Here is a 26,790-nt window from a genome sequence, read left to right on the forward strand (position 1 = left end):
CGGCCCCTTCGGGGGCCGCTGTTTTTTACTCGTTCAACTTGCGATTGGAGCCGGGAATGAGGGACTCCAATCGACCCACCACGGTCGTTCAGGCTGATGCCACGAGGGCGTCTCTTGCTCGGCCACAGCGCTCATACGACCGGATGTCAGTATCGGTCGGCAGTGAGCCGGTTAACTTCCATTCGGATTCTTGATGAACGCCAAGTCAATGCCTTCGAGATCCAGTAGGTTGTCGCGCCGACGGTGCCGCTCATCGGGCAGGCCCGCGATTGCGCGGAACCGCGGATAGAAATCGCGTCGCTGATCGGGGTCGAGCGTCGCAAGAGCTCCCTTGGCTTGTCGAGAGAGGCCTCGCGGCGACCAAATCTGGCCACGTTCATCGATGACAACCACCAGCGACCGATGGGTAAAGCCGCTGGAGTCTCCGGCACGTCCGCTCGATTTCCCTTTATGGTATTTCTGGAGCGTGAGTGCGACGACAAGACTACGCTCGGACACCTTGAGCAGGGAAAGCAATGCGTCACGACCGACGAACAAGCGGTGCCCAGTCTCGCTCCAGGCGTATTCACCCCGTCCGCCCTCAGCACCCCAAGCTTCTACGCGATACGCTGTTCTCCCGCCGATTGACCAACTGCGGACTACCTCATCATCCGCGACTGTCCCCAACAGCTCTCGCGTCCAATCCGATGGGAAAGGCCTGTCGAGTGCGGTGGCGGCACCATAAGGATCATGCCGATCGAGCTGGCGCTCGGTGTTCGGTGTCTTTGCGACCCATGGCTGAACCGTGTGACCGTCGCCGCCGAAGTGACGGGCAATCTCATCTTCATCGTCCGGCAACCATCTAAAGAATGCTTCAGCTGATAGCACGGTCAAGACCACCGCTCGCGCATCGCCGGCATTCGCCAGTACGCTTTGAAGCGTGACAGTTGTGTCTCGCCCGATCGACCAACGTCCTGCGACCGGAAGCCAATCCGTCGCCGCCTTGCCGTCCAGTAAGCCGAGCAACGGTGCCAGCAGATTGCTGTCTTCGCGAACGGTGCCTCTCTCACCGCTCTCCGGCATAGGCATGTCCGCCTCCTTGGTAAGGTCGAGCGGAAACGGATCGGTGAGATCGGCAAGCCAGAGACCATCGCTTCTTGACAGCGTGTACTCCCCCAGGAACGCGGCCCAAGCATCACCGCCCCAGTCTTCGCCGACAACCGCCCGTGTCGCCAGCAACTCACCGGCGACAAGCATGAGTGCGTGCCATCCGAGATATCCCCCGTACGGATCTCGATCCGGAACATACCCCGAAGACCAAGATGCGTCATCGCTTCTGCCACGCGGGCAATCATGCATTCCTCGCACGGTTGTGTCCCAACGCCGCACCCACGCGCTGATGCGGTCCTCCACCTCCCAGCCTGGACAAGCGAAGACGTGGCACAAACGCTCGACCTGATATTTGTTGAAGTCGTAGTCGAGGTGGAAGCCATCCTCTGGGCGCGGCGAGGCGTCTGGCCTAGGCGCATACCGGAACTCGCGGTAGTCGGTTCGAGGAGCCGATGGGAAGGGCGACCGGTTTGCGAGGCCAAGCTTGGCGATCAGAGCTTCGCGCTCTTGGGGTGCGAGTGCAGGCGCAAGCTCGCGAAGTACGTCTATCGCGAACGCACGCATGACAACGTGCGGGAACTCAGCGGAAAAGGCGATTCGCTCGAAGAACGCGCGATGGGAGGCAAACGCGGAAGCAGCGTCTTTCGCTACGCGAGCGAGTGCGATCAACAGCCAGAGCTGCGCATGCATTAAGTAGAAAGGCAGCTTCGCATCGCCGAACGGCAAGCTCGAAGCAGACCCGAATCGCTCGATCAGTCGTTCAATGACATCGAACCGTCCGGCCACCACCAGGCGCCGCACCGCATGGGCTGCGCGCCAGCGCATTGCTGCGATGGGATGGCCGAGCCTCGCCCACACGAGTCCCGCCACGAATGTCGCCTCGTCAGACGGAACCGTAAAACGCGCGTCCCACGGCCCGTCCCCAACTTCGGACGGCAGCTTTTCATCTGTGTTCTCCAGAAACCGTTCGAGGCCTTCCGCAATGGCGCTGGCACTGACGTCAGACGCCAGTCTCGCGGCGAGTGCGAGCCAGGCATTACCACCAAGACTGTCCGCGGTGCTCCGGAGCGCTGCAACTACGTGCTCGACAAGAACTGCACGGTCGGCATGAAAATGCTGCTCCAGCCCCCGCCAGTTGCCCCACGCGTCGGTGCTTGAACTGGCAAGTTCGGCGGCGTGCTTGGTGGCAAGGCGCAGTCCCAAGTCAGGCAGAGCATCGCGCATAGCCGCCGACGACCTACCCCATTCCTCCAAGTAGTCGTCCAGCGCGTGGATTTTGTCGGCAAGCGTGGCAGCGGTTGCTTCAACGACCGCGCGGACGAACCCGAGGCGTTCGGCGAGAGAGTTTGCTCGCTTGGCCAGATCAATCAGTGTCCGAACCGGCCAGCGCCGTCCCGACTGATCAATCTCCTCGCTGAGAATCTGGCGGTCAATGTCGTCCGAGTCCGTGAGGTCCACCGGGAAGACGACCGGCGGCTCCATCGCGGTTGACGGGGAGATGACCGTTCGCGATTCGGATTGGGGTCCAAGGCGAGTGAGCAGGCCCTCAATTCGTGTTCGAGCATGAGAAGTGGCAGGAAGACTGCGCTCAGCGAGGTCATGTAGCCCTTCGATCGTCTCCCGTGCGGGAGACAGTTGATCCTCACGATCGATCTCGACCAGAAGGAGGTCGAAGAACCATTCCCGCCGCTCTTGAGGTAGGCGACCAATGACCTCTGACGCGAAGCCCGAGATGTGCCACGTCCACGTTTCGACTGGAGCAGCCAAACCAAATAGCGCGACGGCGGCTTCAACTGAAAGCTTCGAATCACGAACGAGGACAGTCAACGCTGGGCCGAGCGACAGTCCGAGCCGAGCAGCGTCACGATCATCCAGCCGTGCCAACGTAGCCAACATCGCCCGACCAGCAATCGGCACCATCGTTTTCGCGTACTCCGTCCAGGGGAATTTGCCATCCTCGTTCTGATTCAGTTCGAGGATACGCGCCAGGGTGTGCACCGCCGCCGGCGATAGTTCGGGACCCGAATAGTGGCCGGTCAGCTCCAGCAAGTGATTGGTACGATCGAAGTCATCCGATCCAATGGCCTCGGCAAGATCGAGCGCACGGCGAAAATAGGCCGCAGCCTCTTCGGTGCTCACTCGCCAGGCTGCGCGAGCGAGATCACCGTAGGATGAGATGCGGGATCCGACATCGGTATCGAGTTGGATCTTGCGCTCGACATGGCCAGCAAGGAGGAGCGCTGCATCATGGCACTGTGGGAGGCGCGATAGTCGAGCAACCGCCTGGGTAAGTTCCGGCGTGAATAGGCCCGGCGCGCTCGCTGCCCACTCGACCATGCGCTTCGCCATCGCGGCATTGAGCGCACCTAACGAGTCGGCAAGTTCGAAAATCACTCGGAAGCCGTTTCGCGCGAGATATGCCTTCCCGTCCCGATACGGATAGTCGGATGACTGCGCGACTTCATGGACAAGTCGGTCAAAGGCCGAGGCCACCATCTCGTCCCGCGCCTTTCCATTTGGCGGTCGAATGATGTCGGCGACATCCTGCGCATAGTTCAGCATCGGCAGGATTCGGCTGCCAAGCGCACGCGAGTAATTTGATCGTTTTTCCTCGTCGAGTTCATTGCGCCTCTTCCGTCGGTGCCGAGTTCCATCGAACTTGGGAGCCGCTAGCTTCTGGTTAAGCACCCGACTGAAGGTTGCTGCGCCCCGCGATCGAGCACTTGCAGGCACCAACCCGATGAATTCCGCTGGCGCTATGTCAGCCAAGGCGGCGCGCTTCCGGCTCAAGGCGGCTCGAACACCGGCGGCCAGTACGGTCGCGTGGATCGCACGGTCGCTCGGATAGTGACTGGAATAGTCATAAACGCTTGGTGGTGTAAGTGCAGCTCCAGCGAGGATGCTTGCTGCCTCTTTCTCCATGCCGAGCACTATCGCCAGGGCCGATGCCAGTACGCTGGCCATCGCCAAGGCTTCGCTTTTGCCAGTCCCAGAAGATGCGGCTGCAAGTGCCGTGACAAGCCTTCTGGCGTGGGATGGTTCACGGCCGACGAATGGAAGCGCGGCGGCGTAGAGTGCGCGAGATGGCAGTCGACAACGCAACAGCCGCGTTGCGACGCGCGTCTTGGGCGGATGCGCCGAACACTGGTGTCGATCCAGAAGATCGAACAAGTCGCTAAACTTGGCGAAGGCCACACCGTCCTCTCGACGGGCGAAGAACTCTGCAACGCGCACGTCATTGCCCGCCAGCATCTCGACATAGGCGAAGCCAATGTCGTCCCATTGCCTTGAGGTGCTCGATTCGCTAAAGCGCGCGCTACGTTTGCTATGCGCGGCCCAATTGTGCCAATCGATTGATCGCCGAGCATGGCGACGGGCTTCGTCTCGGTCACCGGCGAAGGCGTTCACAAGTGCAAGCGCGGCGTGTTTCCCTCCAGGCCAGCCAACATTGGTCGCGAAAAGCCGTCGCAAGGCTTCTGGGTCACCCGCTACCGCGGTGAGATCAGGATACTGGTATAGGAAGCGGTCGGATCGCTCATGGCCCGCGGCAACGAGCGATGCTTCCAGCAGCAGACGGAGAAGATCATCGCGCCGCTTCAGCTCTCCCACCAGCGCTATCGCGGCAGTGATCCGCGACAGACGGATGTCGCGTGCGCTTACCTGTGAAGCGCCTCGGGGAACACGCAAGTCGTAGGCGAGTTGGATGAGCTGATCGGCATCGCGTAGCGAGGTGAGCAACGCGGGCAGTGCCCGGGCTGCATAGTTTGAAGTGAGTTGGCGTTCTTGGAGAGCGGCGATAACGCGATCTCGACCGGCCTGGCTCGCGCCGTAGCTCGATCGGATCAGGGTTTCGGTCGGCTCGTCGCGGAACATCAGGCCGTGTGGCGTTCGCTCAAGCAAGGGGGCGAGGTCGGCCGCGAAGCTCTCAACCTGCTCCGCGATCAAGCCGTGAGCCGCAGCAAGCTCTTCAATAGGAACTGGGGGCGCCAGCAAGGCGATGCCTGTGAGCAGGAGGTCAATGTCCGCATCGCTTGCACCACGAGCGCGTGCGGTTTCGCGCGCTTCGGTGAGACGCTTGCGAAGCAGCACGTCGAGCAGATCTTGCGGCTCTCCCGGGGCGTCAGGGAAAGACACGGGATCAAACGGCCGTCCGGCCGCGATCAGGTTGTCGAGACAGCGTGGGTTGCGACCTGACCGTGTCAGCAAAGCGGCGATCTCGTCGGCCGAAGCATCCGGCACACGCCGCTCGACGAGGGCTCGTACTTCCGCGTCAGTGAACAGTGGAATTGTGAAAGGACGATGCGAGGTATCGCCGGTTGCCAGCGCGAGCCGTTCAGTCCGGCACGATACGACGATGCGAACGCCGTCGATTGGCTCTACGCTGATGCTGCGCATGAGAAGGTGTGCGAAGGATGATGTCGCGGTTTCCCGCGCGGCAAGCCCGGCGTGGTCGATCGCATCGAGCACTAGTGATACACATGCATCGTTGCGAGTTCGCCGAGCCGTCTCCACCGATTGAGCGAGCCGTCGGCGGAATGCCCTGAGCAAGCCCGTAACGTCCGCCACTGGCAACAGAATGTCGCACAGGCCTTGTCCGGCCATGAGATTGGCAAGGTGGACAAGCGTCCTTTCCGGGAGGTGCCGACCGTCAGCAGGATCCCGCCAGCGACCGGCGCCGAAGCCATCGAAGAGCACCACGGGGCCATCGGCTCGCAATCGGTCGGCGAGGCCTTGCATCAAGACAGTCTTGCCCATCCCGCCCGCAGCATGGACAACGAGAGGAAGACCAGCTTCGCGGGCGAGGGTCGCAATGTCGCCAAGAACATCGCGCTGAATGACTACCTCAACCTCGGGGAACGCGTCGGGCGTGGGATACAGCCGATCCTCGTGCTCCACTTCCAACTCAGCCAAAACCGCTACCCGGTCAACGCGTTTGTCCGTCTCGCTACCGGGACCGGCCTTGATCCTGATGAGATTCCGCAACTTCAGCAGGCGTTTCTCCGCATCCGGATCCCCTGGCTCGCTCCATGCGGCGAGCGTTGTTGAAATCGCACGCTCAGCCTCTATCAAGCTTCCCTTGCTACCGACCATTTCCATTCGCCGCAGTAGGTCTGCAAAGGGATGGGGATACTCTTTCAGAGCTTCACTGATCTGGCCTGCTTGGCGGGCTACATCACCGGCTTCTTGCGTGCCTGCGACAACCGCTGCGATCGCCTTCCCCAAGTTCTCGTGGATGGGCCTGTTCGTAGCAAATTCATACCGGACCACGGCGAGAACATGATCATCCCCATGCATCGCCCGAAGCTCGGCATCGGTCGCGGCAAACTTGGCAAGAGTTGATGCCAAGTCAGCAGCTCGCACTGCCGTGTCGGCGCTTGCGATCGAGTATTTGAACTGAACGACCGTGACTCGATGCGCCCGGGCGACATCGGTGGCACCGTGGTACCGGACGAGATCGGCAATCTCGACCGCACCAGTTCCCAAGCTCTGTTCGTCTCGCTCATCGAAACCCTCGAGCGTGATAGCGGTAAGGTCGGTCGACGGCGGCAGGAGTTCAAGAGCGGAGCGCGCGGCCCAAGCTTCATGAAAGGCATGGCCCGCCTTTGATGCTCGAACTTTGTCGATGGTTATTGGTGCTGCGCCAGCGTCATCATCACTCATAATCAGTTCGATTCATTTGGCCAAATTGGTGCAACCACTGTAAGCGTCTGCTCGCGCAGTACTTCGTCGCCGAAGACGGCGGCGACACCTCGGGGCGGGCGCAGGTTCTGCTTGATCTGACTGCGCGTTGGCCAAGGCGCATAGGCTTCCCATTGTTTGCTGATGCGTTTGCCCGAGCATATCTTTGCTGCCAGTGACATCGCGTCGCAAGCATTCCAAGGCAGCCATGGCATGCTGATGTCCCCGGTTATTTCGGCCTCCGGTCGCCGTGAAAGGTCGTTCAATGCTTCGTGCAACTCGGTAGAGAACCTAATCTCCCGTGCCATAACACTATGGCTTCAAGTGCTTGAAATAAGCCGCCCGCACAATTACGGCACCTTGATCAACATCGAATTTGGGCAATCCCGGCCGCAACAGCGTGTCCATGTCGCGACGAAACGCCGCCTTACGCAGCCTGGCATCAAGCAGTGCATTGGCTTCGTCGCAGTCCATTCGAGTTCCTTCCTTGTCCAGATACCAGGCGAAGGCTTCCATCGCCATGGCGCCGTCCACCGGATAGGGGGTGGTACCCGCCTCACTGAGTTGCAAGGCATGAAAAAGATCGAAGAGATCGCGTCCCTGCTCGCGCTGCATCAACGCCCGCGTCTTGGTGCCCAACATTTCATTGATGTCGTAGGAGCGCACGACGGCACGAATGCGCTCGCCTTCTTCGTCCAGCGTGTCCAGTTCGACGCCAACCAGCGGGTACAGCGACGCGCTTTCGTTGAGGTTGACCTCGACCTTGATGGTTTCCTCGCGCCGCAGGCCCACTGGCACGAATCGATAGGCGGTGCGCAGAATCTTCGACGGCCGCAGTACGTTGCGAATCGCCAGCCAGGCGTCGGCGATCAGCGAGTCGGCCGGCTGTCCCAGCACCGGCGTCAGCACGCGGCGCAGATGTTGATCCAGCGTTTCCGTATCCATCGCCTTGACGAGCACCAGATCGATGTCTTCCGAATAGCGTGCGGCCGGTGCCAGGTGCGCCTTGTGTAGGACCGTGCCACCGCGCATCGCCAAATGTTCGCCCAGGACAGGATCGGCGAAGATGGCCGCCACACCACGGGATAGCCGCAGATCCTGCTCGATCTGACTGCGCTTGGGCCACGGCGCATGGCTCTGCCAGGCCGTCAGGTGGGCATGCTGGATCATGTATTGGCGCTCCTGGCATCAAAGGTCAGTCGCACCTTGAAAGTGGTATCGACTTCAGACGATGTATCCGGCGCTTGTCCTCGCTCCAGGGGGATGAGACGCAGCGCCTTGTCGCGCAACCATTCGGCGACCCGCGACCCGAGGGCGCCCTGGTCCTCCAGGGCAAGCAAGGCCCCGAGACGTTGTGCGGTCGGGACTTCCTGCAGGGCATTCAGCGCCTCGATCAACCCCTGCGGCGTGCAGGACACCCACAACTCCCGCAGTACCTCTCGAACTCGGGCCATGCCGCCGACCAGGGCCACGCGCTCTACCAGTTCCAGCGCAGTCAGTTCCGGTGTACCGACCTTGAAGCGCCCGTCCGGCGTCTCGTGCCAGCGGGTCGGCATGTCTTCGATCCGTGCGCGGGTGTGAAACACCACCTCGTGGCGACCGACCGTGATGGGACGCCGACGTTCGGGCACCATCACCTGCGTCACCATCACCGCGTAAGGCGACGCTCCATAGGTTTCGGCGGCACTCAGCAACGTGACGTAATAGGGAACACCCAGCGTCTTGCTCATGTAGCGGTCCAGCCAGGCTTCCGGGGGTGGGGCACCGGAGGCGGCGTGCTGCAGGGGCACGATGAGCCAGTGATCCGAGCCGCGGGACAGGCGGACGAGCCGGCCACGCCGCTGCTGCCGATGCAGTGCCTGGTGCAGTGCTGCTGGGCTGACGCCAGGCAGCTCTGCGCGAATGTCCTCTGTGCGCAGGTTCAGCTTGCCGGAACGTTCGGCCGCGTCGAGTACGGCAGACAAGGGGCTGGGGGCGGCCATGGAGTTTCCTCAAGCGTTTCGCGCAACATATCATTATTCGTGATTTAACGCGAACAAATTGCTCACCCGGCTTCGCCAGCCGCTTCCCTGAATCCCCAAGGAGGCCGCGCCTGACCATCCGCCCTCCAGGAAGTCGGTTGAATCGCGGTTCCCTTTGTTTGCTGATGCGAATACCTGCCGCGGCGATGGTGACGGTTCCACGTTCCAGGGAGCCGTCACATGCGACTGTCCAACCGTTTCCTTCGCCGCCCGGTCGCGCCCGGCTTGCTGGCGGTCTGCCTCCTGGCCTCCGGATGTGCCACCACCGCGGCGCCGCCGAGCCCGCCACTCGTGGAAGAGGCGGTCAGGGTACCGCCCGATGCCATAGCACCCACGCTGATCCCCGTGGCCCGCTACGGACGCTACACCCTGGTCGAGCTGGTGCCGGAGCCCGCGCAGCGTGATCTCTTGCAGCAGGCGGTGGAGGTCTCGATTCCGCCCATGCTCGATGCCAGCGTGGGCGACGCCATGCGCCATGTGCTCCTGCGCTCGGGCTACCGGCTCTGCGATGCGGCCGAGGCCGCCACCCTCTACGCGCTGCCGCTGCCTGCCGCACACCTGCGCCTGGGCCCGCTGATGCTGCGCGATGCATTGCTGACCCTTGCCGGCCCCGCCTGGGAGCTGTCGGTCGATGACTTGACCCGCCAGGTCTGCTTCAGCCGGCACGGTACTCCCACCTTCCTTTCCGCCAACCCGCCCGGCACCGCCACGCCCGCGCCGGACGCCGACCGGCCCGAGGAGATGCAGCCATGACCTTCCCCCAAGCGCCATCCGAGCGCAATTCCCGCACGCGCTGGCTCAAGGTCGCCGCGGCCTTCTGGCTGCTGCTCATCAGTGCCGTGGCACTCATCAACAGCGTCGGCCTGTCGCGGCTCGCCGAACAGACCCAGGGCAGCACACAGGATGCGCAGGTCAATGCGCTGGGCCTGCGCGTGGCCGATCTCGAACAACAGGCCGATGCGGACAAGCGCCGTCCGGCGCCGATCAGCCAGGCCGAATTCGCCACCGCGCGGCAGGCGCTGGACGAACGGATGGCGCGCCTCGAAGAGACCGATGAGGCGAGGGCCTTGGCGATCGACCTGCAGACGCTGCAGGCGCGCGTGAACGGAATCGAGACCCGTCTGGAGAAGACCCGGCAGGTGGCATCCGCCGCTCGCCCGCGCGCTCCGGTTGCGACGAAGCCCAAGGTGCCGGAGCCGCCGTTCCGGGTGCTCGGCGTGGAGCTGCGGGGATGCGAGCGCTTTCTGTCGATCACCTCCACCGCCGCGGCCTCGCTCGCGGGCGCCCGGCTGCTGCGCGAGGGCGATGCCGAGGGCGGCTGGCAACTGCAGTCCATCGAGGCGCAGGCGGGCGTGTTCCAGGTGAACGGCCAGACGCAGCGCGTCGCGGTGCCGTAGGAGATGCCATGGCCCCCACGCTCACTTCGTTCGCTGCCCCCCGAGGGGGCTTCAGCCTCCTTGAGGCGGCTCGGCGGAGGCTGTCCATGAACCTGCGGCCGTCGCTCGCTGCCGTCGTTCTGTTCGCCGCTTTCGGCGCATCCGCCCAGCCGGCCCCGGTGACGAACTCGCGCATGGTGCCCGCCCAGGTGCAGCCGGGCACTGATGCCGCGCTCGACGAGAGGCAGGCGCGGGAATGGGGGCTTCAGCCCGAGGAGTGGGCGCGCTATCGGCAACTGATGCAGGGGCCGCTCGGCGTCTACTCCCCGAACCTCGATCCGCTCACGGCGCTGGGCATCGAGGCCCGCAGCGAGGAGGAGCGCAGGCGCTACGCCGAGTTGCAGGTGCAGGCCGAGGCCCGGCGCGTCGGCAAGACGCTGGCCTACCAGCGGGCCTACGACGCGGCGTGGCAGCGCCTGTTTCCCGGCCAGCCGCGCGTGAGCCTGCCCGGCGCCAAGGCGCAGGGTGCCGGCAACACCGGCTCCGGGCGCCTGGCGGTCTTCGTCAAGGCCGACTGCGCACCGTGCGCGCAGCGCGTGCAGCAGTTGCAGGCGGCCGGCACGGCCTTCGATCTCTACGTGGTCGGCAGCCGTCAGGACGACGCGCGCATCCGGCAGTGGGCCACCCAGGCGGGCATCGACCCGGCCAGGGTGCGCGCCCGCACCATCACGCTCAACCACGATGCGGGGCGCTGGCTGTCGCTCGGGCTGCCCGGCGAGCTGCCGGCCGTGGTGCGCGAGGTGAACGGTCAATGGCAGCGGCAATAGGTACTCCGGGCCGGGAGCGTCGGCCATCCCGCGTCGCCATCCGCTGCGCCAGCGCCGTGCTGCTGCTCGCCACCGGCGGCTGGGCGTTGGCCGCCCTGGCGCGGGAAGTGCCGCCGGCCTATCAACTGGCGGCGCATCGCGCAGACGTGCCGGCGGCGGTGCTGTACGCGGTGGCTTTGCAGGAGAGCGGCGCCATGTTGCGCGGGCGCCTGATCCCCTGGCCGTGGACGCTCAACGTCGCCGGCACGCCGCAGCGCTATGTCACCCGCGCCGAGGCCTGCGCGGGGCTGCACCGTGCGCTCACCTACACGCCGGCCAATCGCATCGACGCCGGCCTCGGCCAGGTCAATCTCGGCTACCACGCGCATCGCTACACGCAGCCCTGCGAGCTGCTGGACCCGTACCGCAACCTCGCCATCGCCGCCGAGATCCTGCGCGAGCAGCACTCGCCGGGCGAGGACTGGCTGCTCGCCATCGGCCGCTACCACCGCCCGGCCGGGGGCGCCCCCGCGGCGCGCTACCGGCGCAGCGTGCATCGGCACCTGACCCGCGTGCTCGACCCCGGCGTTCCCGTTCCAACCCTCAAGGCCACCACGCCATGAACCACATCGTCCTCGTCGCCGCCATCGGGCTGCTGTCCGCGACCACCGTCTTTGCCCAAACCGCCTCCGCGCCGCTGATCGTCGTCGAGGACCGTGGCGGCGCGTCCGCCTTGCCGTACTACCAGCCCTTGAATCCGCAGCCGGACGACACCGCGCGGCCAGCCCCGCTGCCACGCCCGCACGTGGGCAACTCGGCCGAGGCCGAAGCCGCGATGCTGCCAGTGCGCTCGGCGAACCTGTCGCCGGGTGACGTGCCGCGCCGCGTGATCCGCGCGCCGGGCCTGACGCCGCTGTTCCTGGTCGGCGACGATGCACGCTCGCGCGCCTGGCTGCGGCAGCGCCACGCCGCGCTGCGGGAGCTGGGCGCCGCGGGCCTGGTGGTCAACGTGGAATCGACGGCGGCGCTGGTCGAGCTGCGCCGCCTGGCGCCCGGCCTGACCCTCGCGCCGGCGTCGGGCGACGACCTGGCCCAGCGCCTGGGCCTGCGCCACTACCCGGTGCTCATCACCGCCACCGGCATCGAGCAGTGAGACGATGGCGCAGCCGCATGCGGTGGAAGTTCTGCTCCGTCCCGCGGTGGAGCTTTACACCGTGGCGGTCTGCGCCGGCGCCGCGCTTCTGTGCCTGGTGGCACCGTGGTCGCTCGCGCTGAATCCGCTGCTGGGCCTGGGAACGGCGCTGGCCTTCCTGACCTTCGGCGCCATCCGCCTGCATGACGCCTGGGCGATCCTACGCTACCGGCGCAACATCCGCCGCCTGCCGCGCTACGTGATGACCAGCCGCAACGTGCCGGTGAGCCAGCAACGGCTGTTCGTCGGCCGGGGTTTCAAGTGGGAGCAGCGGCACACGCACCGGCTGATGCAGACCTGCCGGCCGGAGTTCCGCCGCTTCGTGGAGCCGACCGCAATCTATCGCACGGCGCGGCGGATGGAGGAGCGGCTGGAGTTCGCGCCGTTTCCACTATCGAAGCTCGCGCGGGTCCTGGCCTGGGACAGCCCATTCAACCCGGCCCGGCCGCTGCCGCCGGTGGGCGGACAGCCACGGCTTCACGGCATCGAACCCCACGAGACCGACGTGACGCTGCCGCTGGGCGAGCGCGTGGGCCACTCGCTGGTGCTCGGCACCACGCGCGTGGGCAAGACGCGGCTGGCCGAGCTGTTCATCACGCAGGACATCCGCCGCCGCAATGCGGCCGGCGAGTACGAGGTGGTGATCGTTTTCGACCCCAAGGGCGATGCCGACCTGCTCAAGCGCATGTACGTGGAGGCCAAGCGCGCCGGGCGCGAAGGCGAGTTCTACGTCTTCCACCTGGGCTGGCCGGACATCAGCGCGCGCTACAACGCGGTGGGCCGCTTCGGGCGCATCTCCGAGGTCGCCACGCGCATCGCCGGCCAGCTCTCCGGCGAAGGCAACAGCGCCGCATTCCGCGAGTTCGCCTGGCGCTTCGTCAACATCATCGCCCGCGCCCTGGTCGAGCTGGGACAGCGGCCCGACTACCTGCTGATCCAGCGCCACGTCATCAACATCGACGCGCTGTTCATCGAGTACGCGCGGCACTACTTCGCCAAGAACGAGCCGAAGGCCTGGGAGGTCATCGTCCAGCTCGAAGCCAGGCTCAACGACAAGAACATCCCGCGCAACATGATCGGGCGCGAGAAGCGCGTCGTGGCGCTGGAGCAGTACCTGTCGCAGGTGCGCGTCTACGACCCGGTGCTCGACGGCCTGCGGTCGGCCGTGCGCTACGACCGGACCTACTTCGACAAGATCGTCGCCTCGCTGCTGCCGCTGCTGGAGAAGCTGACCACCGGCAAGATCGCGCAACTGCTGGCACCGAACTATTCGGACCTGTCCGACCCGCGGCCGATCTTCGACTGGATGCAGATCATCCGCAAGCGCGCGGTGGTCTACGTGGGGCTGGATGCGTTGTCCGATGCGGAGGTGGCCGCGGCTGTCGGCAACTCGATGTTCAGCGATCTGGTGTCGGTCGCGGGGCACATCTACAAGTTCGGCATCGACGACGGCCTGCCGGGTGCGTCGACCGGCGTGAAGGTGCCCATCAACGTCCACGCCGACGAGTTCAACGAACTGATGGGCGACGAGTTCATCCCGATGGTCAACAAGGGGGGCGGCGCGGGTGTGCAGGTGACGGCCTACACGCAGACGCTCAGCGACATTGAGGCGCGCATCGGCAACCGCGCCAAGGCAGGCCAGGTGATCGGCAACTTCAACAACCTCTTCATGTTGAGGGTAAGGGAGACCGCCACCGCGGAACTGCTGACGCGGCAACTGCCCAAGGTCGATGTCCACGCCACCGCGATCATGAGCGGCGCCACCGACAGCTCCGATCCGCTCGGCAACACCGCCTTCACGTCCAGCACCCAGGACCGCATCAGCACGACCAGCGTGCCGCTGATCGAGCCCGCACATGTGGTGGCCTTGCCCAAGGGGCAGTGCTTCGCGCTGATCGAGGGCGGCACGCTCTGGAAGGTGCGCATGCCCTTGCCGGCCCCCGACCCCGACGAGGCCATGCCCCAGGATCTGCAGCAGCTGGCCGGCTACATGCGCCAGCACTACGTCGAGGCCGGCGACTGGTGGGAGAACCAGGGCATGCCGGGCCTGCAGGACGGCGCATTGCCCGCCGACCTGGTGGACGACTTCAAGCAGATGGCGGCCGCCGCTGACGGACCGGAAGCATGAGCGATCCAGCCGTCGCGGCACAGCGCCAGCAGCAACGACAGCAAGGCCTGATCGCCGGCCTGGTCACGCTGCCGTTCCGCTTCTTCGGCGTGCTGTGCGGCGCACTGCTGCTGTGCATCCTGATCGAATGCGTCGGCATGCACTTCTTCTGGCCCGATCAGGGCTGGCGCCACGCGCAGGGCATGCTGCACTACGAGCTGGATCAGCTCTCCACGCACTTCACGCGCAGCGCCCTGGTGCAGGAGCCGGGGCGCACCGCGCACCGGCTCGTCGAACACGGCTACGACTGGCTGTTCGTGAAGAGCGGCCTGCTGGACTGGATACGCGATGCCTCGACGCAGGCCAGCGCCGGCAGCCATCGCCCGACCAAGGATTTCCGCTACTACATCGGCTTGGTCTACGTGAACGTGGAGAGCTACCTGATCGCGGCCGCCTACACCACGCTGGTCTTCCTCGTGCGGCTGCTGGTGCTGTGCCTGACCTTGCCGCTGTTCCTGATGTCCGCCTTCGTCGGGCTGGTGGACGGTCTGGTGCGCCGGGATGTGCGCCGTTTCGGCGCCGGCCGCGAGTCGGGCTTCATCTACCACCGAGCGAAGGCCGCGCTGATGCCGCTGGCCGTGCTGCCCTGGGTGATCTACCTCGCATTGCCAGTGAGCGTGAACCCGCTGCTGATCCTGCTGCCCAGCGCCGCACTGCTCGGCGTGGCGGTGTGCATCGCGGCGGCGACGTTCAAGAAGTACTTGTGATCTGGGTACTTGACTGCGATTGAGTATGCGCCATCAAGTGCGGAACGACATGTGGATCAGATTGAACAGGTCTCCGCCGTGCGCAGCAGCCACTCAATCTGCCGTCGCGCGGTGGAGATGACCTGCCCGAAAATCTGAGCCTCGACATGTGGCTCGCGATTGTCTGTAGGAAAGTCGGAAGACCGACTACCGCCGACGAGCAGAACCTGAATCGGGGAACCGAGATACTTTGCCAGTTCGTGCCTATAGCCAATCGCCTGGACGTAATCTCCGTGATTCAGAGCATGGCTCGGCCGCTTAAACTCGATCAGCAGGTACTGTCCGCCGAGGTTCTCGTTGAGGAGCAGGTCGGGGCGCTTGTCGGCCTTGTCACCTGTGTAGGTCTTTCCGAGGACATCTTCCACTTGCCGCCGCAATGTACTGTTCGAGCTGAATAGCGAGTATTCGGGACCGAATACCCACAGGTTTCGCTCCAGAGCTTTGTGCACGACGGCTTCCGTCGTAACGGCGTCACGAGCGAGCGCGTCCAGTTGATCAAGGAAGACCTGGCGAGCCGTCGCTTGCTGTACAAGGAAGGCCATCTCTGCCAAGCCAAATTCATCCAGGCGCTCGGCTACCCCAGCGACATCGCCCGGCGTTGCTTCTGCGATGTGCTCCAGAAGGATGCGGTAGTCGGAACGCTCCATCGCTTCCAACAGCACATTTACCACCGGCTCGACTTTGCTCTCCGGTTCGCCGTAATACTTGTCGAGAATCTTCTTGATCGCGCGGTCGGCAAATACACGCTTGTGCTCTGGCAGAGCCGACAGGCGCGTGAGGATCGCTCTCTGCAAGCGGGCCTGCGCCAACTGAATTTCGCGCCGGTACTGCTGCTCATAGGCTTCTCGCAAGATGGGCTGGACGTAGCCCTCAACCTCTCTCAGAAGCTCGCTGTTCTCGACCGCCGCATCCCAGCCCGCCGTGATGTGGTCGCGCAGTCCATCTGCTTCGATCTCGCCGTAGAGCTTTCGCAGCAGCTTGGATGGAAAGTCATCTCGTTGATCAAGGCCGAAGAACCCAGGCCGTCCAACGGCCTTGCCGTCCACACGCAGAGTGATACCTGGCTGACGCAACCCGGACTTGCCGTCGCTGATGGAGAAACGCAGCTTTACCTTGCCGGCACTTGGAAGCTCTTGTTCCTGCTCTGAGTAGCTTCCGGATACGTCATCGACGTCGAGCCGCTTGCCGTCGATTGTGATGGCGAAGTCATCCTGGCGCCCGTAGTCTTGCAAAAGGATCTGGCGCAGCCGATTGGCATCCGGATAAGCCAGGCCCTGATGCAGATCGCTCAGCGTGATTGTCGTGCCATGCAGTTCCGGCCCGCAAGGCTCGCTCTGCAGGCCGATATTCAACTGTTCAATGTCTTCGACTTGGGAGAGAGCGTCCAGCCGCAAGGTGATACGACACAATCGGCCGCGCGCACGGGTTTCGAGTGTCATCACGGCTGCGGCCATGAGCCCGGCGAACTTGCCGATACCCTTGCGCCCCTTGACCAAACGATTCTTCCCGCTTGTACGCTCGCCGCGCCGCGAACGCCGGTCCGCTGCGATGGACAAGTAATGTCTGCGCAGCTCCTCCTCCGTCATGCCGGTGCCGTCGTCTTGGATAACGATGGGGTCTCCGCTCATTGGCTTTGGAAGCGCGATGGACACCCTTTCCGCATCGGCATCCCAAGCATTGTCAACGAGTTCCTTCAACGCCCGCTCGGAAGAGGAATACTCCTGGCTCAGCAATGTGGCGAGGCGGGAATCCACCTGGAAACGCAGATGAGAGCGGGTCATGCAGACTCCTCATTCAAGGTAATCCGTGCGGAACTAAAGGCCACCCGAACAGATTGGCGCAAGCTTGCTGCTCCGGCGCTTTCGCGAGGCGATCTGTTCTTGCAGACTACACATCCACCGCGAGCCACTATCCCCACCCCGCACTCATCAGCGTCGCAAAGTCACGCCGGGACAGGACCTCGGAACAATCGCGCCAATCCTTCTCGGGCGGCGCCATCGTGCCGGTGTAACGCAAGTCAAACCCGGTCGCGGTCTTCTGCGCATCAATGTACTGGTCGAGCTTTTCCCCGAGCGTCTCGATATCGTCGATCCACTCGTCCTTGATGGTGTCGGGCAGTGAGCCGAACAGGTCATAGCGGTTGCGCATGCGCTCGGACAGACGCTCATAGATCTTCTCGTCCACTGTCTGCTCGAAAACCAGGTTCAGCATGTCCACGGTCTCACGCTTCTGGCCGAAGCGTTTGATGCGCCCGATGCGCTGTTCAAGACGGGTCGGATTCCAGGGAAGATCGACGTTGATCAGCGTGCCGAGCGTCTGCAGATTGAGCCCCTCGCAGGCAGCATCCGTGGCCACCATGATGCGGATCTCGTGCTCGGCCACCATGCGCTTGAGCGTTTCGCGCTCGACGGTGACGCTGTCTCCGCGTTGATACAGACGGCTACGGCCGGCCCCCGCATAGAGACCAACCGCCTCATCGGGATAACGCGCAGCCAAGGCACTGGCCAACCAGCGCGCGGTCTCGTAGTACTGGCTGAAGATGATCACGCCTAGCTCCAGCCACTTTTCCTTCTCCAGATAATGGACGACGGCTTCCATCTTCGGATCCGCATCCAGCCGCTCAAGGCGATTGATCAATCGCTCCAAGGCCTCGCGCTCTTCCGAAGTTTCGACAGTCAAGTCCGCCTCGAACTCGTCGCCTTCCTCGTGCAGGGCCTCGCCGCAGAGCAATCGTCTGGCGGTTGCCAAGCCGGCGTGGATGCTGGAGCAGATGCGCTGCTCCATCAGGTTCTTCATGAACCCGCTACCCTTTCCGCGTTTCGTCAGCGCCTTGCCGAACAAGCGCGCCTGCCCATAGGCCTCACGGAAATCCTCGCTGGTGCGCAGCGCCTTGCTTTCGAAAAGCGCATCGAAGGCGCGTGGCTCCTTTGCCAGCGCGCGGTCCGGGTGAACATCGACCCCCACCCGTGCCAGCAGGCCTGCATCTTCCAGTTGCTGGCGTTTGCGCAGCACGACGTGGCGGACGACGGGATTCTCGCGCTGAAAGAAGGTGGCGCCCGCGATGCGCCTTTCGAGTTCCTCGTCGAGAATCTCGCGGGTCTCGACCGTCATGTCCGACAGTGGGCGATTGGTCTGCCATTCGCTCCCGGTGAGGCCCAGATCCTGCCGGACGGCCGAAAAGAGCCTACGGGCACGCGGCTCTGCGGTTGAGTCCATTCGTGGCAGCGGTGAACGCAGCAGCTCCCAGGCATGGCCAGATTCCACGACCTCCTGCCTCCCGGCGAGAATATCGAGCACCTCGTCCGCCCGATGCCAAAGCGCCAGATCGTGCCCGAGCACGAAGCGCCCGCTGCCCTGATGCAGGATTCCAAGCAAGTCCCACAGATCGGCCGGATCGGTCTGGATCGGCGTCGCCGTACCCAGCAGCACGTGATCCGCCCGCGCCGCGATGTCGCGCATGAAGGCCAGCAGCTCGTTGGGCGTCCCCGCCTCCCGGCCAAAGCCCTTGCGGACACGGGCCTTGTGCGCCTCGTCGAGGATGACGACGCCAAAACGCAGGCCCAGGAGGTGCTGCTTTTCCAGTGAGTCACGCATCATCAGGCCGGTGGACACGATGCCGATGCGCAACGGGCAGCGGGCAATCTGCTCGCGCCCGGGCGGCGAGATGGCGCGCTCGTCCGCATCGAGCCAGACCTTGCGCACAGTGTCCCAGCGCGCGGTCGGGATGCCGAGCTTGTCCAACATCTCGGTCTGCCACTGCTCGGTCAGCGTGGCTGGCGCGAAGATCACTACGGGGCGCCGCGGGCCGTTTTCCTTGTCCGCCAGCAGACAAAGTGTCAGTGCCGCCGTTGCCAGCGACAACGTCTTGCCGAGACCGACCTCGTCAGCAAGCAGCAGGCGCGCATAACCATGCAGACGATGGTGGCGCAGAACCTCGGTCAGGAAGCCCTGCTGCCACGGCTGAAGCTGCTGGCCCTCGCGATAGAGCGGGGATTCGATCAGCGCTGCGGGCGCGAGGTCCTCGTCCTCGTCGATCTCGTCGAAGACCACCTCGCGGCGATAACCGCGCCGGCGCACCTCACGAATCACCGCCTGCGGCAGCGGCTTGGCCGCATTCCAGAGGAACTCAAACTCGTCCTCGATCCAGGCCACACCCTCCGGCGACTCATCCTCCCACAGAATCTCGTAGTGGCGCTGCCAGCCGCTGCGGGTCTCGTTCATCGAACCGATGAAGCCGAGCTTGCGGCCATCGGCCAGGGTGATGACACCCGCCTTGCCATGTACGAAGCCGCAGATCTCGTCCGGCGCCACCCGCACGGCTTGGCCGTGTTTCTGCAGGAAAGCATCCAGCCGCCGGTAGCGGTCGCGGTGCAGCAGCGCCTCGGCCTCCAGAGCCCGCTCGTTCCAGCGGCCGAGCATCTTGCTCTCGCGCAATTGTGCGACTTTGAGGTCGTCCGGATGAATATCGACGTTGCAGACGATCCGGACCTCGGGAATACCTTCCAGCACTTCACCGGCCACCTCGAACAGGGAGCTGGTGAAATAGCCCGCGATGCGCTTGTAGCTGCGCGCCCCAGCGAGGTGCCCCATCAGGAAGCTGGCATCGAGCCGGTGGATGCGCGAGGAGAAGCGCCGGATCGTCATCCACGCACCTCCTATGCACCAAACCGCAGGTTCTTAAGCCGTGCGCCCAGCACCTCGGCTGCGGTGCGGACCTCGTCCTCCGACGACTTGCGTTCGATGAAGGCGAGCATGTCCGCGAGCAAGGGGCGGACCTCCAGGAAGTCGGCCATCTCATGGCGGATCTGATCGATGATGGCCTGGGCCTCTACGTCCTTGAGGCGCTGCTGCAGGGCCATCACGAGGCGACCAAGGCGGCTGGCGCCCAGCTCCGTGGACTCGGTGAGATCGCGTGACGCGAACTCGGTGACGCGCTTTAGGCGCGCGTGGTTGGGGCGCATGTCGCCCATCACGCGGCTGTAGTCTTCCACGCGGAAGGCCTTGGCGAAGTTCTGGTAGTTGTCGAGCTTCTGCGCGCCGGTAGTCTCCATGTCCAGCATCCGCAGCACGAAGCGTTCGATCCCTGCGAGCTTGGCCCACGTATCCGCCGTCAGCCCTTCGGGAACCAACAGGCCGGACGCGGTCTCCGCCGCCTGCTGCACGATTTCGTCCACCACGGTCACTTCGCCGCGCGCGCGCGGGCGCAGGGCAAAGCTGGTGACATCCTCGCCACCGATGTGGGTGTAGGCGGTCAGCACCTTCAGCGCCGCCGCGTAGCCCGCCATCTGCAAGTCGGAATCGTTGAACACCGGCTCGCCGTGATGCGCCTTCACCGTGTCGTTCAGGTGCATCATGGTTTCGATCTGGCTGGCCACCTCCTGCCGCACGGCAGGCAGTAGGCGCTGCTTGAAACCGGTGCGCTCGCCAGCAGCGCGCTTCTTGAGCATCAGGATCACCGTACCCTGGACGAAGCTCCCTTTCTTGATGGCGGCATTGGTTTCCGTTGCGATGTACCACGCGGCCACCACTTGCAAGCCCGCCGCCCAGAAGATGCCGATCAGGTCACCCCAGACGCCGGTGTCCTGATGCGTGAACATCACGCACTGCATCCCGTTGTCGGGCATGTGGTCGGCCATCGCCTTGTAGGCACCAACCATGCCACGGCGAAAATCGTCATCCGAGCCTTTGATCGCCAACGCGCGCCGGGAATCCCATACCCATTCGTCGAACGGCTTGGGCGGGTTCTTGCGCAGCCACGCGATGAAGAACTCGGTGATCTCGTGGTAGTTCACCGCATCGGCATACGGCGGATCGGTGATCCAGACATCGGAATCGTCTTGCAACGTCGTTGCATCGAGGCACTTGATCTGACTGCGAATATTCGGGAGCGGACCATTTGCGAAGCCGAACGACCGGCCCGCTTCATGGCTGGCGAAGCAACGGATGCCGTAGTTGTAGAACGTGTTCAACGCCTGGTTGTAGAAGACGTTGTTGGTCTTCTCCCAATGGTTCATCCAGTTGGCGATTCTGGAATTCCAATCCAGCGACTTGGCGTTGAACACGTAGTCTTCCGGCGTGCGATGCTGGAAGTAGCGCGAGATCAACAGCAACTGGCGGGCATTGAACAGGTGATGCCAGTGCGACCAACCTCGCGTGCGGATCAACTCGTCGGTCTTGTCACCCGTCTCGATGGCCATATCCGGCACCAAGCCTTCGTCCTGCCAGCGACTCAGGTTCTCGGCGACGAGTGTCTCCACGCGGCGTTCGCGTTCCCAATCGGCGTCGGTCGGCGCGGCGAACCAGGTTTCCTGCCGCGACTTATTCAGCGTGGCCTTGGCGATCCAGTGAATGGCGTAGAGCCGTTCCTGAAAGATGTCGTCGGGCCTTGGCTTGAAGTCGCTCTTCTCCCAACGGCGCAGGCGATTGCCGGTGCTGCCATCGGCATTCCGATAGTCGCCGCGCAGCGTCTTGATGGGCGTGCGATAGGTCTTACCGTCCAGCGTATAGACCATGTCGCCTTCCCGCACCGTGCCCTGATCGGCGGCTGCCGCTTCTTTGGCAGAAACGCCGCTGACGATTTCGATGTCGAAACGCTTGTTGCCGTGATCCGGTTTCAGCCGAGCGACGATGTTCCTGCCCTTGGAAATCACCCACGAGGGCGACAGCGGAATCATCCATCCCGTTTCGGGGCAACGAGCTTCCAAGCAATACAGGTATGACTTGGCGCGATTGCCTTGCTTGTCGTGCTCAATGCCGAGCTTGGTGATCTCGGCGTCCACAGCCTTGGCGACACGTTCCTGCGCCTTCGCGATTTCTGTTCGCCGCTCCGGGCTGGCGCCGATGATGTTCAAAGCGCCCCACGTCAACATGCAGGCGACGGGGTTGAGGTCGGAGGCATAGACATCGCAACCGATGCGCGCCGCCTCGAACGGAATGGAGCCACCACCGCTGAAGGTGTCGCCCACACGCGGGCGGTGCCCGTAGCGCAGGATGCCGAACTGCTCGACCAGCTCCGGCAACGACTGCACATTCACGCCCAAGTGCGCGTAATGGCAATTGACCTCCGCCCACACCGGCGCATAGAGCCAATCCTGATCCAGTTCTTCCGGACGCTTGCTGATGCCTGCCTTTTCTTCGTAGCCGGGCAATGTCGCCAGTGCCTGCCGGTACAGGACGAGCTTGTCGTCGTCAGTGATGTCGCGCCGCCAGCCGCGCCCGCCGAAGTAGCGTTCCGGGTCGGAGATTGGGATCAATTCCTGCAACTTGGCTGCCGAGAAGGCATTGGCGGCCAGCGCGCGGCGCGCCAAGCCTTCGTCGTCGAAGGCCATCAGCTTCTCGAAGATGGCGAGGTCGGCTTCTGCGTCGTCCGTGGGCGGCAGCAGGCTGCCCAGCACGATGGCGCGCACCAGAATCAGCGGCTTGCGGCCTTTCCAGTACGAGCCAAGCCCAGTCAGGGTCTGGCCGAGATTCGCCTTGCGTTCCTTCTGCGCTTCGAACGAAACCTTCTGCGCCGGGAAAACCGTCTCGATCAGCGCGGGCGCATCTTTAAGAGCCAGGGGTTGCAAGGCGGTTCCGGTCACCGTTGGTTCGGGTTGTTGCATCAAGGTTTCATCGAGCATGCTCATCACTCTTGTTCCGGTTCTGCGGCGGCGTAGATGGTCAGCAGCAGTTCACTGTCGTCGATCAACCGATATTCCGGCGTCTTGCCCGACAACGCCTCGCTGCGCTCCAGGATGATCGGCACGCCTTCGCCGCGCTTGTCCATGATGTGGGTCCGATGGGCAGCCACGTCGTCTCGCTCCACCGGGCAGCGCGCCAAGAGGCTGGTGATCGCCTCGTTGCGCGCGGCCTGACGGTAGGGCAGGCTTTCCGGCGTCATGGTGTTTGGCAGCATGCCCGGCGTGTAGATTTCTAGACGATCGTCGAACAGCCGGAGCCGTACCTTGCTGCCCGCCATCGAGTAGTCGCGGTGGGCAACTGCGTTGGTCACGGCTTCGAATACTGCCAACAGGTCGTACTGCGGCAGATCTTCCCGTCCGCCGCCAGCCCCCTTGCGGGCCGCCATGCGCATGTTCCTGCGCACGAAATCGCAGGCGCCGAAGATTTGCTGGTCCAGCGGCCCGGTGATGTCCAACGCGTCGCGTTGGTAGGCGGCTGCGGTCTGCGGCGTGACGCCCACGCCAGCATAGGCGACCGCCTGGATGAAAGCGCCCGGGATATGGCGCTGGGGATCACGGCTGGCCAGCAGAATACCGGCCACCGTCGGCCGCCAGGTGCCAGCGTCGTCCTGCGCCGCCATCGCCAGCTTGGACAACAGCCGCTCAGGGGGCTCTCGGGTAGCGCTGCTCGCGAAGCGCCGCCACAACGCCTCTTCCTGCTCATCCAGCGTTGCCTGCGCGACGGGCGTTTCATCGAAACGGATCAGGCGCGATTGGCTGCGCTGCTGGAACAGCCGTGCAAGCTGTTCGGGTGGGATAGGGCGCTTGGAGGAGCCTACCCGGTGGAAGTAACCTCCGGGGCTCTGGTGGACGAACAGGCTGGGCGAGACCTCCATGCGCAGCACCGGCTGTTCGACGCCCGCCGCGTCGGGCAGGGTCGTGCGTTCGATGACGGGCGCCAGCGGCGGCCGGATGGAGTCTTCGCAAGCCTGGCGCACCAAGGCTTCGACCGCATCGAGGCGGTCCACGGGGATGCCCAGGACCTCACGCGACTTGTCATGCACGCCGAGCAACAACACCCCGCCGCGGCTGTTGGCGAAGGCCGCCAGCTCGTCGGCCAGATCGTTCTGCTCGGGTCCCCTGATCTTGCCCCCGGCGAAACGCACTTCTTTCAGCTCCAGGAAGCTGTCTTCGCCGAGGCGGATCTTGTCGATGAGTTCGCTTCTGGTCGCCAGCATCTCAAAGCTCCCGGCCCAAGCGCGCCCAGCGGCGTGCAAAGGCCTCGTGGCCGCCTTCCATCACGCGACACACTTCTTCGCGCACCGTCAGCTCTTGTAACGCACCGCGCTCGACGACCCGGCACTGGCCTCCGCGAAAATCGAAGGCGTGGACCATCTCGGCGTCGCCATTGACGACGACGTTGGGATTGTGGGTCACGATGATCAGTTGCCGGCGCAGCTTGTTGGCCCGGATCTGGCGCACGATCAGGTCGTAGATCAGGTGGTTGTCCAGATCGTCCTCGGGCTGATCGAGCACCAGCGGCTCATCGCCGAATGCGAGCAGGAACGCAAGTAATGCCGCCGAACGCTGACCTTGCGAGCCCTGCGAGATGGCGGCCCAGTCTCGCCCATTGCCGGTGCGGCTGTATTCGATGCGCAGGTCGTCCGTCGGGAACCAGCAGCGAATGTGATCGGCGAACTCGGGCTTTTCCAGCTTGCGCTGCAGGTAGTTGCGGAAATGACCGCCGAAACCGCCATCGATGTCGATCAGCCGCTGCTTGATGGCCTGCAAGGTTCGCGCACGGTCATCGGCCTGCGCCAGATCAAAGGCCAAACCGCCCACCGGTTCATCGTCACGCAGTTGCAGGATGTCCCCTTCGAAGCGGTCGCCGGCGACATCGAGCAGCTCGCGCAGATCGCGCTCGATGATCCTCGCGTCGAAGCCGTACGGCACCACCTCCATGCGCACGAACTCGTTGGCACGCAGCGCATCCCCCAGAAAGGCGGAACGTGCCTGGCTGATGGCGACACGCGCCTGCGCCACGCGCAGCCATTGCTCGTCGTTCTCCGCCTGCAGGCGCTCCCGGTCGCGTCCGATCTGCTCCAACTGCTTCAGTTGCGCTTCGAGCTGCTGTCGCTCCTGTACCAAGCGGCCGAAAGCCTGCGGATCGGCCACGCCTTGCGCTGCCAATGCGGCTTGGAGTGCCTCATAAGCCTCCCGCGCCTTGTCCACACGCCGACGCCAAGTCGCCAGCCGTTCATCCGCACCTAGCGCATCCGTCCGCCCACGCAACGCAGTCGCTGCACGGGACAGCGCGTCACGCACTTCCGCCATTGCAGCCTCGGCGTCATGTCGCCAAGCCAAGACATCGGCATCCTGCGACACATCGAAGGCACCATCGGGCCAGTCGTCGAGCAGAAGATCCTGTGCCAAGGCTTCGATCCGCGCAGGCAATGCGCGCAACTGTTCGAGCGCCTGATCCACCTCGCGGCGCTGTCGTTGCGCCTGCTGATGCGCCTTGAGCACCTCGGCGTGGTGGGATTGCGCCAGGGCCTCGATCTTGCGGCTCAGGTCCGCATGCCTGCGCTGCAACTCGGGACCACCGCTCAAGTGACCATCGAGCTCGCGCAGCTTCGCCCGTTGGGCGAAGTAAGCGCGCTTGGCCTCCTCGAACGCGCGGTGCACCGGCGCGATGTTGGCCGCTTGGTCGATGACGTCGAGCAGCGCCTGGCGGCTGTCGCCGGCCATGGCGGCAATCTGCCCCTGCGAAAACAAGCGGATCGGGAAGCGCTCGGCATGGATGGCCTGACTCGCCGAGACCATCCATTGACCATTTTCACCACGCTCCTCGACTACATCGCCTTGACCGTCCGCTCGCCAGCGCAGGCGGTGCGGAACACCATCGCAGATCAGTTCGATGCGGATTTCGGTGTTCTCGCGTAACGCGCCGTCGCCATCCCGTCCCCTGACGGCCTTTCGGAAGTCCTCGAATTGGCGCCGAGGATCGCTCTTTTCGGTCAGATGCTTCAGATCGTCATCGCGCCGGAACGCCAAGCGCGTCGCGTGGACGATGGTTGATTTGCCGGTGCCACGCCCTCCGATCAAGGCGTTGTAGTAGGGCGTTAGGGCGAGTCGCTCTGGCTGCCCGTTACCCATGAAGCGAGCCGACTCGACCTCGATGCCGGTGATGAAGTGTGCTGGCGTCCTGAACGGCTCGAAGGGCCCTTCGTCGCTACGCCGGATGGAAACGCCATTGCCGTCGAGCAGCGCCAGCCGCAGTCCTTCGAGGGTGGGCGCGGCCATCTTGACCCAGGTATAGCGTGAGCCAGCCCCGCCGTTGCCTTGAAAGCTGTGGCAGTCGCTGCCGAGCACACGGGCGAGCTTGCTCGCCCGTTTCTCGACGCGCTCGGGGAGCGGCTTCGCCATATCGAGCCATTCCATGGCCAGGAGCCCATCGGTATCGAGCGCTTCCAGGACCGTGTTCGCGTCGAGCCGGCATTCGCGCGTGCCTTCGCGCACAGCCAACAGCCCTTTGTCGCCATCGGCATGCGCGAGGATGGGAAGCCCGCCCGACTCCAACACCGCATGAACCACCTCGCCAGCACCGCGGCGCGTCACGCCGTCGCTGTCACCCTTGGTCCCGTTGTAGCCGACTTGCCCGAGCAAGGTATCGATGTCACCTGTCGTGGCGTCAGGATCGAAGAGGGCCAGCAGATGAAAGCCGCCCTGCACCGAAATTTCGACGCCCGGAAAGAGAGTCAATTCGCGGAAGCCTTCCGGGCGCTGAGCTTTCAATCCCTCGTAAGCTGCCTTGAGCGAATCGGCCCAGGCACCGCTGTTGTGGTCGGTCACGGCCACACAGTCGATTCCGGCCACCATGAATCTGAGCAACCATTGCTCCGGCGACAGATCGAGGTTTTGCCGATGCCACGGCGTATCTAGCGACATGGGGGTGTGCGTGTGAAAGTCGAACTTCCACCAGCGGGAGCCCGGATAGGGCCAAACATTTGGCTGTTCGGCAATCGTTGCGACCATGCCTATCCCCTATTTCTGCAC

Annotated in this window: 16 protein-coding genes; 7 read left to right on the forward strand and 9 right to left on the reverse strand. The window is 64.1% G+C overall.

The genetic code is table 11. From position 1 onward, the window contains the following. Nucleotides 1–171: 171 nt before the first annotated feature. The 4 genes from BZL41_RS04365 to BZL41_RS04375 all read right to left on the reverse strand — a co-directional run bounded on the left by BZL41_RS04365 (nt 172) and on the right by BZL41_RS04375 (nt 8,750). Entirely contained in the window at nt 172–6,750 is a 6,579-nt protein-coding gene (locus tag BZL41_RS04365; RefSeq protein WP_095598160.1) for a hypothetical protein, read from the reverse strand. A 2-nt stretch (nt 6,751–6,752) separates the two neighbouring features. Continuing rightward, nucleotides 6,753–6,983: a hypothetical protein gene (locus BZL41_RS27725; protein ID WP_143518017.1), complete on the reverse strand. Its 231-nt coding sequence runs from the start codon at nt 6,981–6,983 to the stop codon at nt 6,753–6,755. 97 nt (nt 6,984–7,080) lie between these two features. Beyond that, nucleotides 7,081–7,938 (reverse strand): nucleotidyl transferase AbiEii/AbiGii toxin family protein, encoded by an 858-nt coding sequence (locus BZL41_RS04370; RefSeq protein WP_095598161.1) that lies wholly within the window; start codon nt 7,936–7,938, stop codon nt 7,081–7,083. Next, a complete protein-coding gene (locus BZL41_RS04375) occupies nt 7,935–8,750 on the reverse strand; it encodes a type IV toxin-antitoxin system AbiEi family antitoxin (RefSeq protein ID WP_012584753.1) in 816 nt (271 codons plus the stop codon). Before BZL41_RS04375 ends, BZL41_RS04370 begins: the two co-directional genes overlap by 4 nt. Before the next feature lie 219 nt (nt 8,751–8,969). Here BZL41_RS04375 and BZL41_RS04380 point away from each other — a divergent pair, with 219 nt between their 5' ends. The 7 genes from BZL41_RS04380 (at nt 8,970) to BZL41_RS04410 (ending at nt 15,037) form a co-directional block, all read left to right on the forward strand. Beyond that, nucleotides 8,970–9,542 carry a PilL N-terminal domain-containing protein gene (locus BZL41_RS04380; RefSeq protein WP_095598162.1) on the forward strand — a complete coding sequence of 191 codons (573 nt, stop codon included), beginning with the start codon at nt 8,970–8,972 and terminating at the stop codon, nt 9,540–9,542. Continuing rightward, nucleotides 9,539–10,186: a hypothetical protein gene (locus BZL41_RS04385; RefSeq protein WP_095598163.1), complete on the forward strand. Its 648-nt coding sequence runs from the start codon at nt 9,539–9,541 to the stop codon at nt 10,184–10,186. Before BZL41_RS04380 ends, BZL41_RS04385 begins: the two co-directional genes overlap by 4 nt. A gap of 86 nt (nt 10,187–10,272) precedes the next feature. After that, nucleotides 10,273–10,992: a TIGR03759 family integrating conjugative element protein gene (locus tag BZL41_RS04390; RefSeq protein ID WP_095598164.1), complete on the forward strand. Its 720-nt coding sequence runs from the start codon at nt 10,273–10,275 to the stop codon at nt 10,990–10,992. Beyond that, a complete protein-coding gene (locus BZL41_RS04395) occupies nt 10,977–11,594 on the forward strand; it encodes a lytic transglycosylase (RefSeq protein WP_095598165.1) in 618 nt (205 codons plus the stop codon). The genes BZL41_RS04390 and BZL41_RS04395 overlap by 16 nt, the downstream gene beginning before the upstream one ends. Beyond that, nucleotides 11,591–12,124, forward strand: a complete 534-nt coding sequence (locus BZL41_RS04400) for an integrating conjugative element protein (RefSeq protein ID WP_095598166.1) — start codon at nt 11,591–11,593, stop codon at nt 12,122–12,124. The genes BZL41_RS04395 and BZL41_RS04400 overlap by 4 nt, the downstream gene beginning before the upstream one ends. 4 nt (nt 12,125–12,128) lie before the next feature. Then, the gene (gene traD, locus BZL41_RS04405; RefSeq protein WP_095598167.1) at nt 12,129–14,291 is read left to right on the forward strand and encodes a type IV conjugative transfer system coupling protein TraD; all 2,163 of its coding nucleotides are present in this window, start codon (nt 12,129–12,131) and stop codon (nt 14,289–14,291) included. Then, the gene (locus BZL41_RS04410; protein WP_095598168.1) at nt 14,288–15,037 is read left to right on the forward strand and encodes a TIGR03747 family integrating conjugative element membrane protein; all 750 of its coding nucleotides are present in this window, start codon (nt 14,288–14,290) and stop codon (nt 15,035–15,037) included. Before traD ends, BZL41_RS04410 begins: the two co-directional genes overlap by 4 nt. A 56-nt stretch (nt 15,038–15,093) precedes the next feature. On the opposite strand, the gene BZL41_RS04415 is transcribed toward BZL41_RS04410, so the two are convergent. The 5 genes from BZL41_RS04415 to BZL41_RS04435 all read right to left on the reverse strand — a co-directional run bounded on the left by BZL41_RS04415 (nt 15,094) and on the right by BZL41_RS04435 (nt 26,769). Beyond that, the gene (locus BZL41_RS04415; RefSeq protein WP_095598169.1) at nt 15,094–16,857 is read right to left on the reverse strand and encodes an ATP-binding protein; all 1,764 of its coding nucleotides are present in this window, start codon (nt 16,855–16,857) and stop codon (nt 15,094–15,096) included. Nucleotides 16,858–16,984: 127 nt separating this feature from the next. Continuing rightward, complete coding sequence (locus BZL41_RS04420; protein ID WP_095598170.1) at nt 16,985–19,720, reverse strand: phospholipase D-like domain-containing anti-phage protein; 2,736 nt, start codon at nt 19,718–19,720, stop codon at nt 16,985–16,987. 11 nt (nt 19,721–19,731) lie between these two features. Further along, a complete protein-coding gene (locus BZL41_RS04425; protein ID WP_256578070.1) occupies nt 19,732–22,695 on the reverse strand; it encodes an anti-phage-associated DUF1156 domain-containing protein in 2,964 nt (987 codons plus the stop codon). A 5-nt stretch (nt 22,696–22,700) separates the two neighbouring features. After that, nucleotides 22,701–23,972 carry an ATP-binding protein gene (locus BZL41_RS04430; protein WP_095598171.1) on the reverse strand — a complete coding sequence of 424 codons (1,272 nt, stop codon included), beginning with the start codon at nt 23,970–23,972 and terminating at the stop codon, nt 22,701–22,703. Nucleotide 23,973: 1 nt separating this feature from the next. Beyond that, nucleotides 23,974–26,769 carry a TrlF family AAA-like ATPase gene (locus BZL41_RS04435; protein WP_095598172.1) on the reverse strand — a complete coding sequence of 932 codons (2,796 nt, stop codon included), beginning with the start codon at nt 26,767–26,769 and terminating at the stop codon, nt 23,974–23,976. Nucleotides 26,770–26,790: the final 21 nt, after the last annotated feature.

The sequence above is a fragment of the Pseudomonas sp. PIC25 genome (genome assembly GCF_002286785.1).
Classification (GTDB): domain Bacteria; phylum Pseudomonadota; class Gammaproteobacteria; order Pseudomonadales; family Pseudomonadaceae; genus Pseudomonas_M.

What these genes read in the sequence shown, in the direction of transcription:
- BZL41_RS04390 (WP_095598164.1), top strand. Translation starts at nt 10,273, where the DNA reads ATGAACCTGCGGCCGTCGCTCGCTGCCGTCGTTCTGTTCGCCGCTTTC.
- BZL41_RS04435 (WP_095598172.1), bottom strand. Translation starts at nt 26,769, where the DNA reads ATGGTCGCAACGATTGCCGAACAGCCAAATGTTTGGCCCTATCCGGGC.
- BZL41_RS04385 (WP_095598163.1), top strand. Translation starts at nt 9,539, where the DNA reads ATGACCTTCCCCCAAGCGCCATCCGAGCGCAATTCCCGCACGCGCTGG.
- BZL41_RS04430 (WP_095598171.1), bottom strand. Translation starts at nt 23,972, where the DNA reads ATGCTGGCGACCAGAAGCGAACTCATCGACAAGATCCGCCTCGGCGAA.
- BZL41_RS04425 (WP_256578070.1), bottom strand. Translation starts at nt 22,695, where the DNA reads ATGCTCGATGAAACCTTGATGCAACAACCCGAACCAACGGTGACCGGA.
- BZL41_RS04420 (WP_095598170.1), bottom strand. Translation starts at nt 19,720, where the DNA reads ATGACGATCCGGCGCTTCTCCTCGCGCATCCACCGGCTCGATGCCAGC.
- BZL41_RS04400 (WP_095598166.1), top strand. Translation starts at nt 11,591, where the DNA reads ATGAACCACATCGTCCTCGTCGCCGCCATCGGGCTGCTGTCCGCGACC.
- BZL41_RS04370 (WP_095598161.1), bottom strand. Translation starts at nt 7,938, where the DNA reads ATGATCCAGCATGCCCACCTGACGGCCTGGCAGAGCCATGCGCCGTGG.
- BZL41_RS04365 (WP_095598160.1), bottom strand. Translation starts at nt 6,750, where the DNA reads ATGAGTGATGATGACGCTGGCGCAGCACCAATAACCATCGACAAAGTT.
- BZL41_RS27725 (WP_143518017.1), bottom strand. Translation starts at nt 6,983, where the DNA reads ATGCCATGGCTGCCTTGGAATGCTTGCGACGCGATGTCACTGGCAGCA.
- traD (WP_095598167.1), top strand. Translation starts at nt 12,129, where the DNA reads ATGGCGCAGCCGCATGCGGTGGAAGTTCTGCTCCGTCCCGCGGTGGAG.
- BZL41_RS04410 (WP_095598168.1), top strand. Translation starts at nt 14,288, where the DNA reads ATGAGCGATCCAGCCGTCGCGGCACAGCGCCAGCAGCAACGACAGCAA.
- BZL41_RS04375 (WP_012584753.1), bottom strand. Translation starts at nt 8,750, where the DNA reads ATGGCCGCCCCCAGCCCCTTGTCTGCCGTACTCGACGCGGCCGAACGT.
- BZL41_RS04395 (WP_095598165.1), top strand. Translation starts at nt 10,977, where the DNA reads ATGGCAGCGGCAATAGGTACTCCGGGCCGGGAGCGTCGGCCATCCCGC.
- BZL41_RS04380 (WP_095598162.1), top strand. Translation starts at nt 8,970, where the DNA reads ATGCGACTGTCCAACCGTTTCCTTCGCCGCCCGGTCGCGCCCGGCTTG.
- BZL41_RS04415 (WP_095598169.1), bottom strand. Translation starts at nt 16,857, where the DNA reads ATGACCCGCTCTCATCTGCGTTTCCAGGTGGATTCCCGCCTCGCCACA.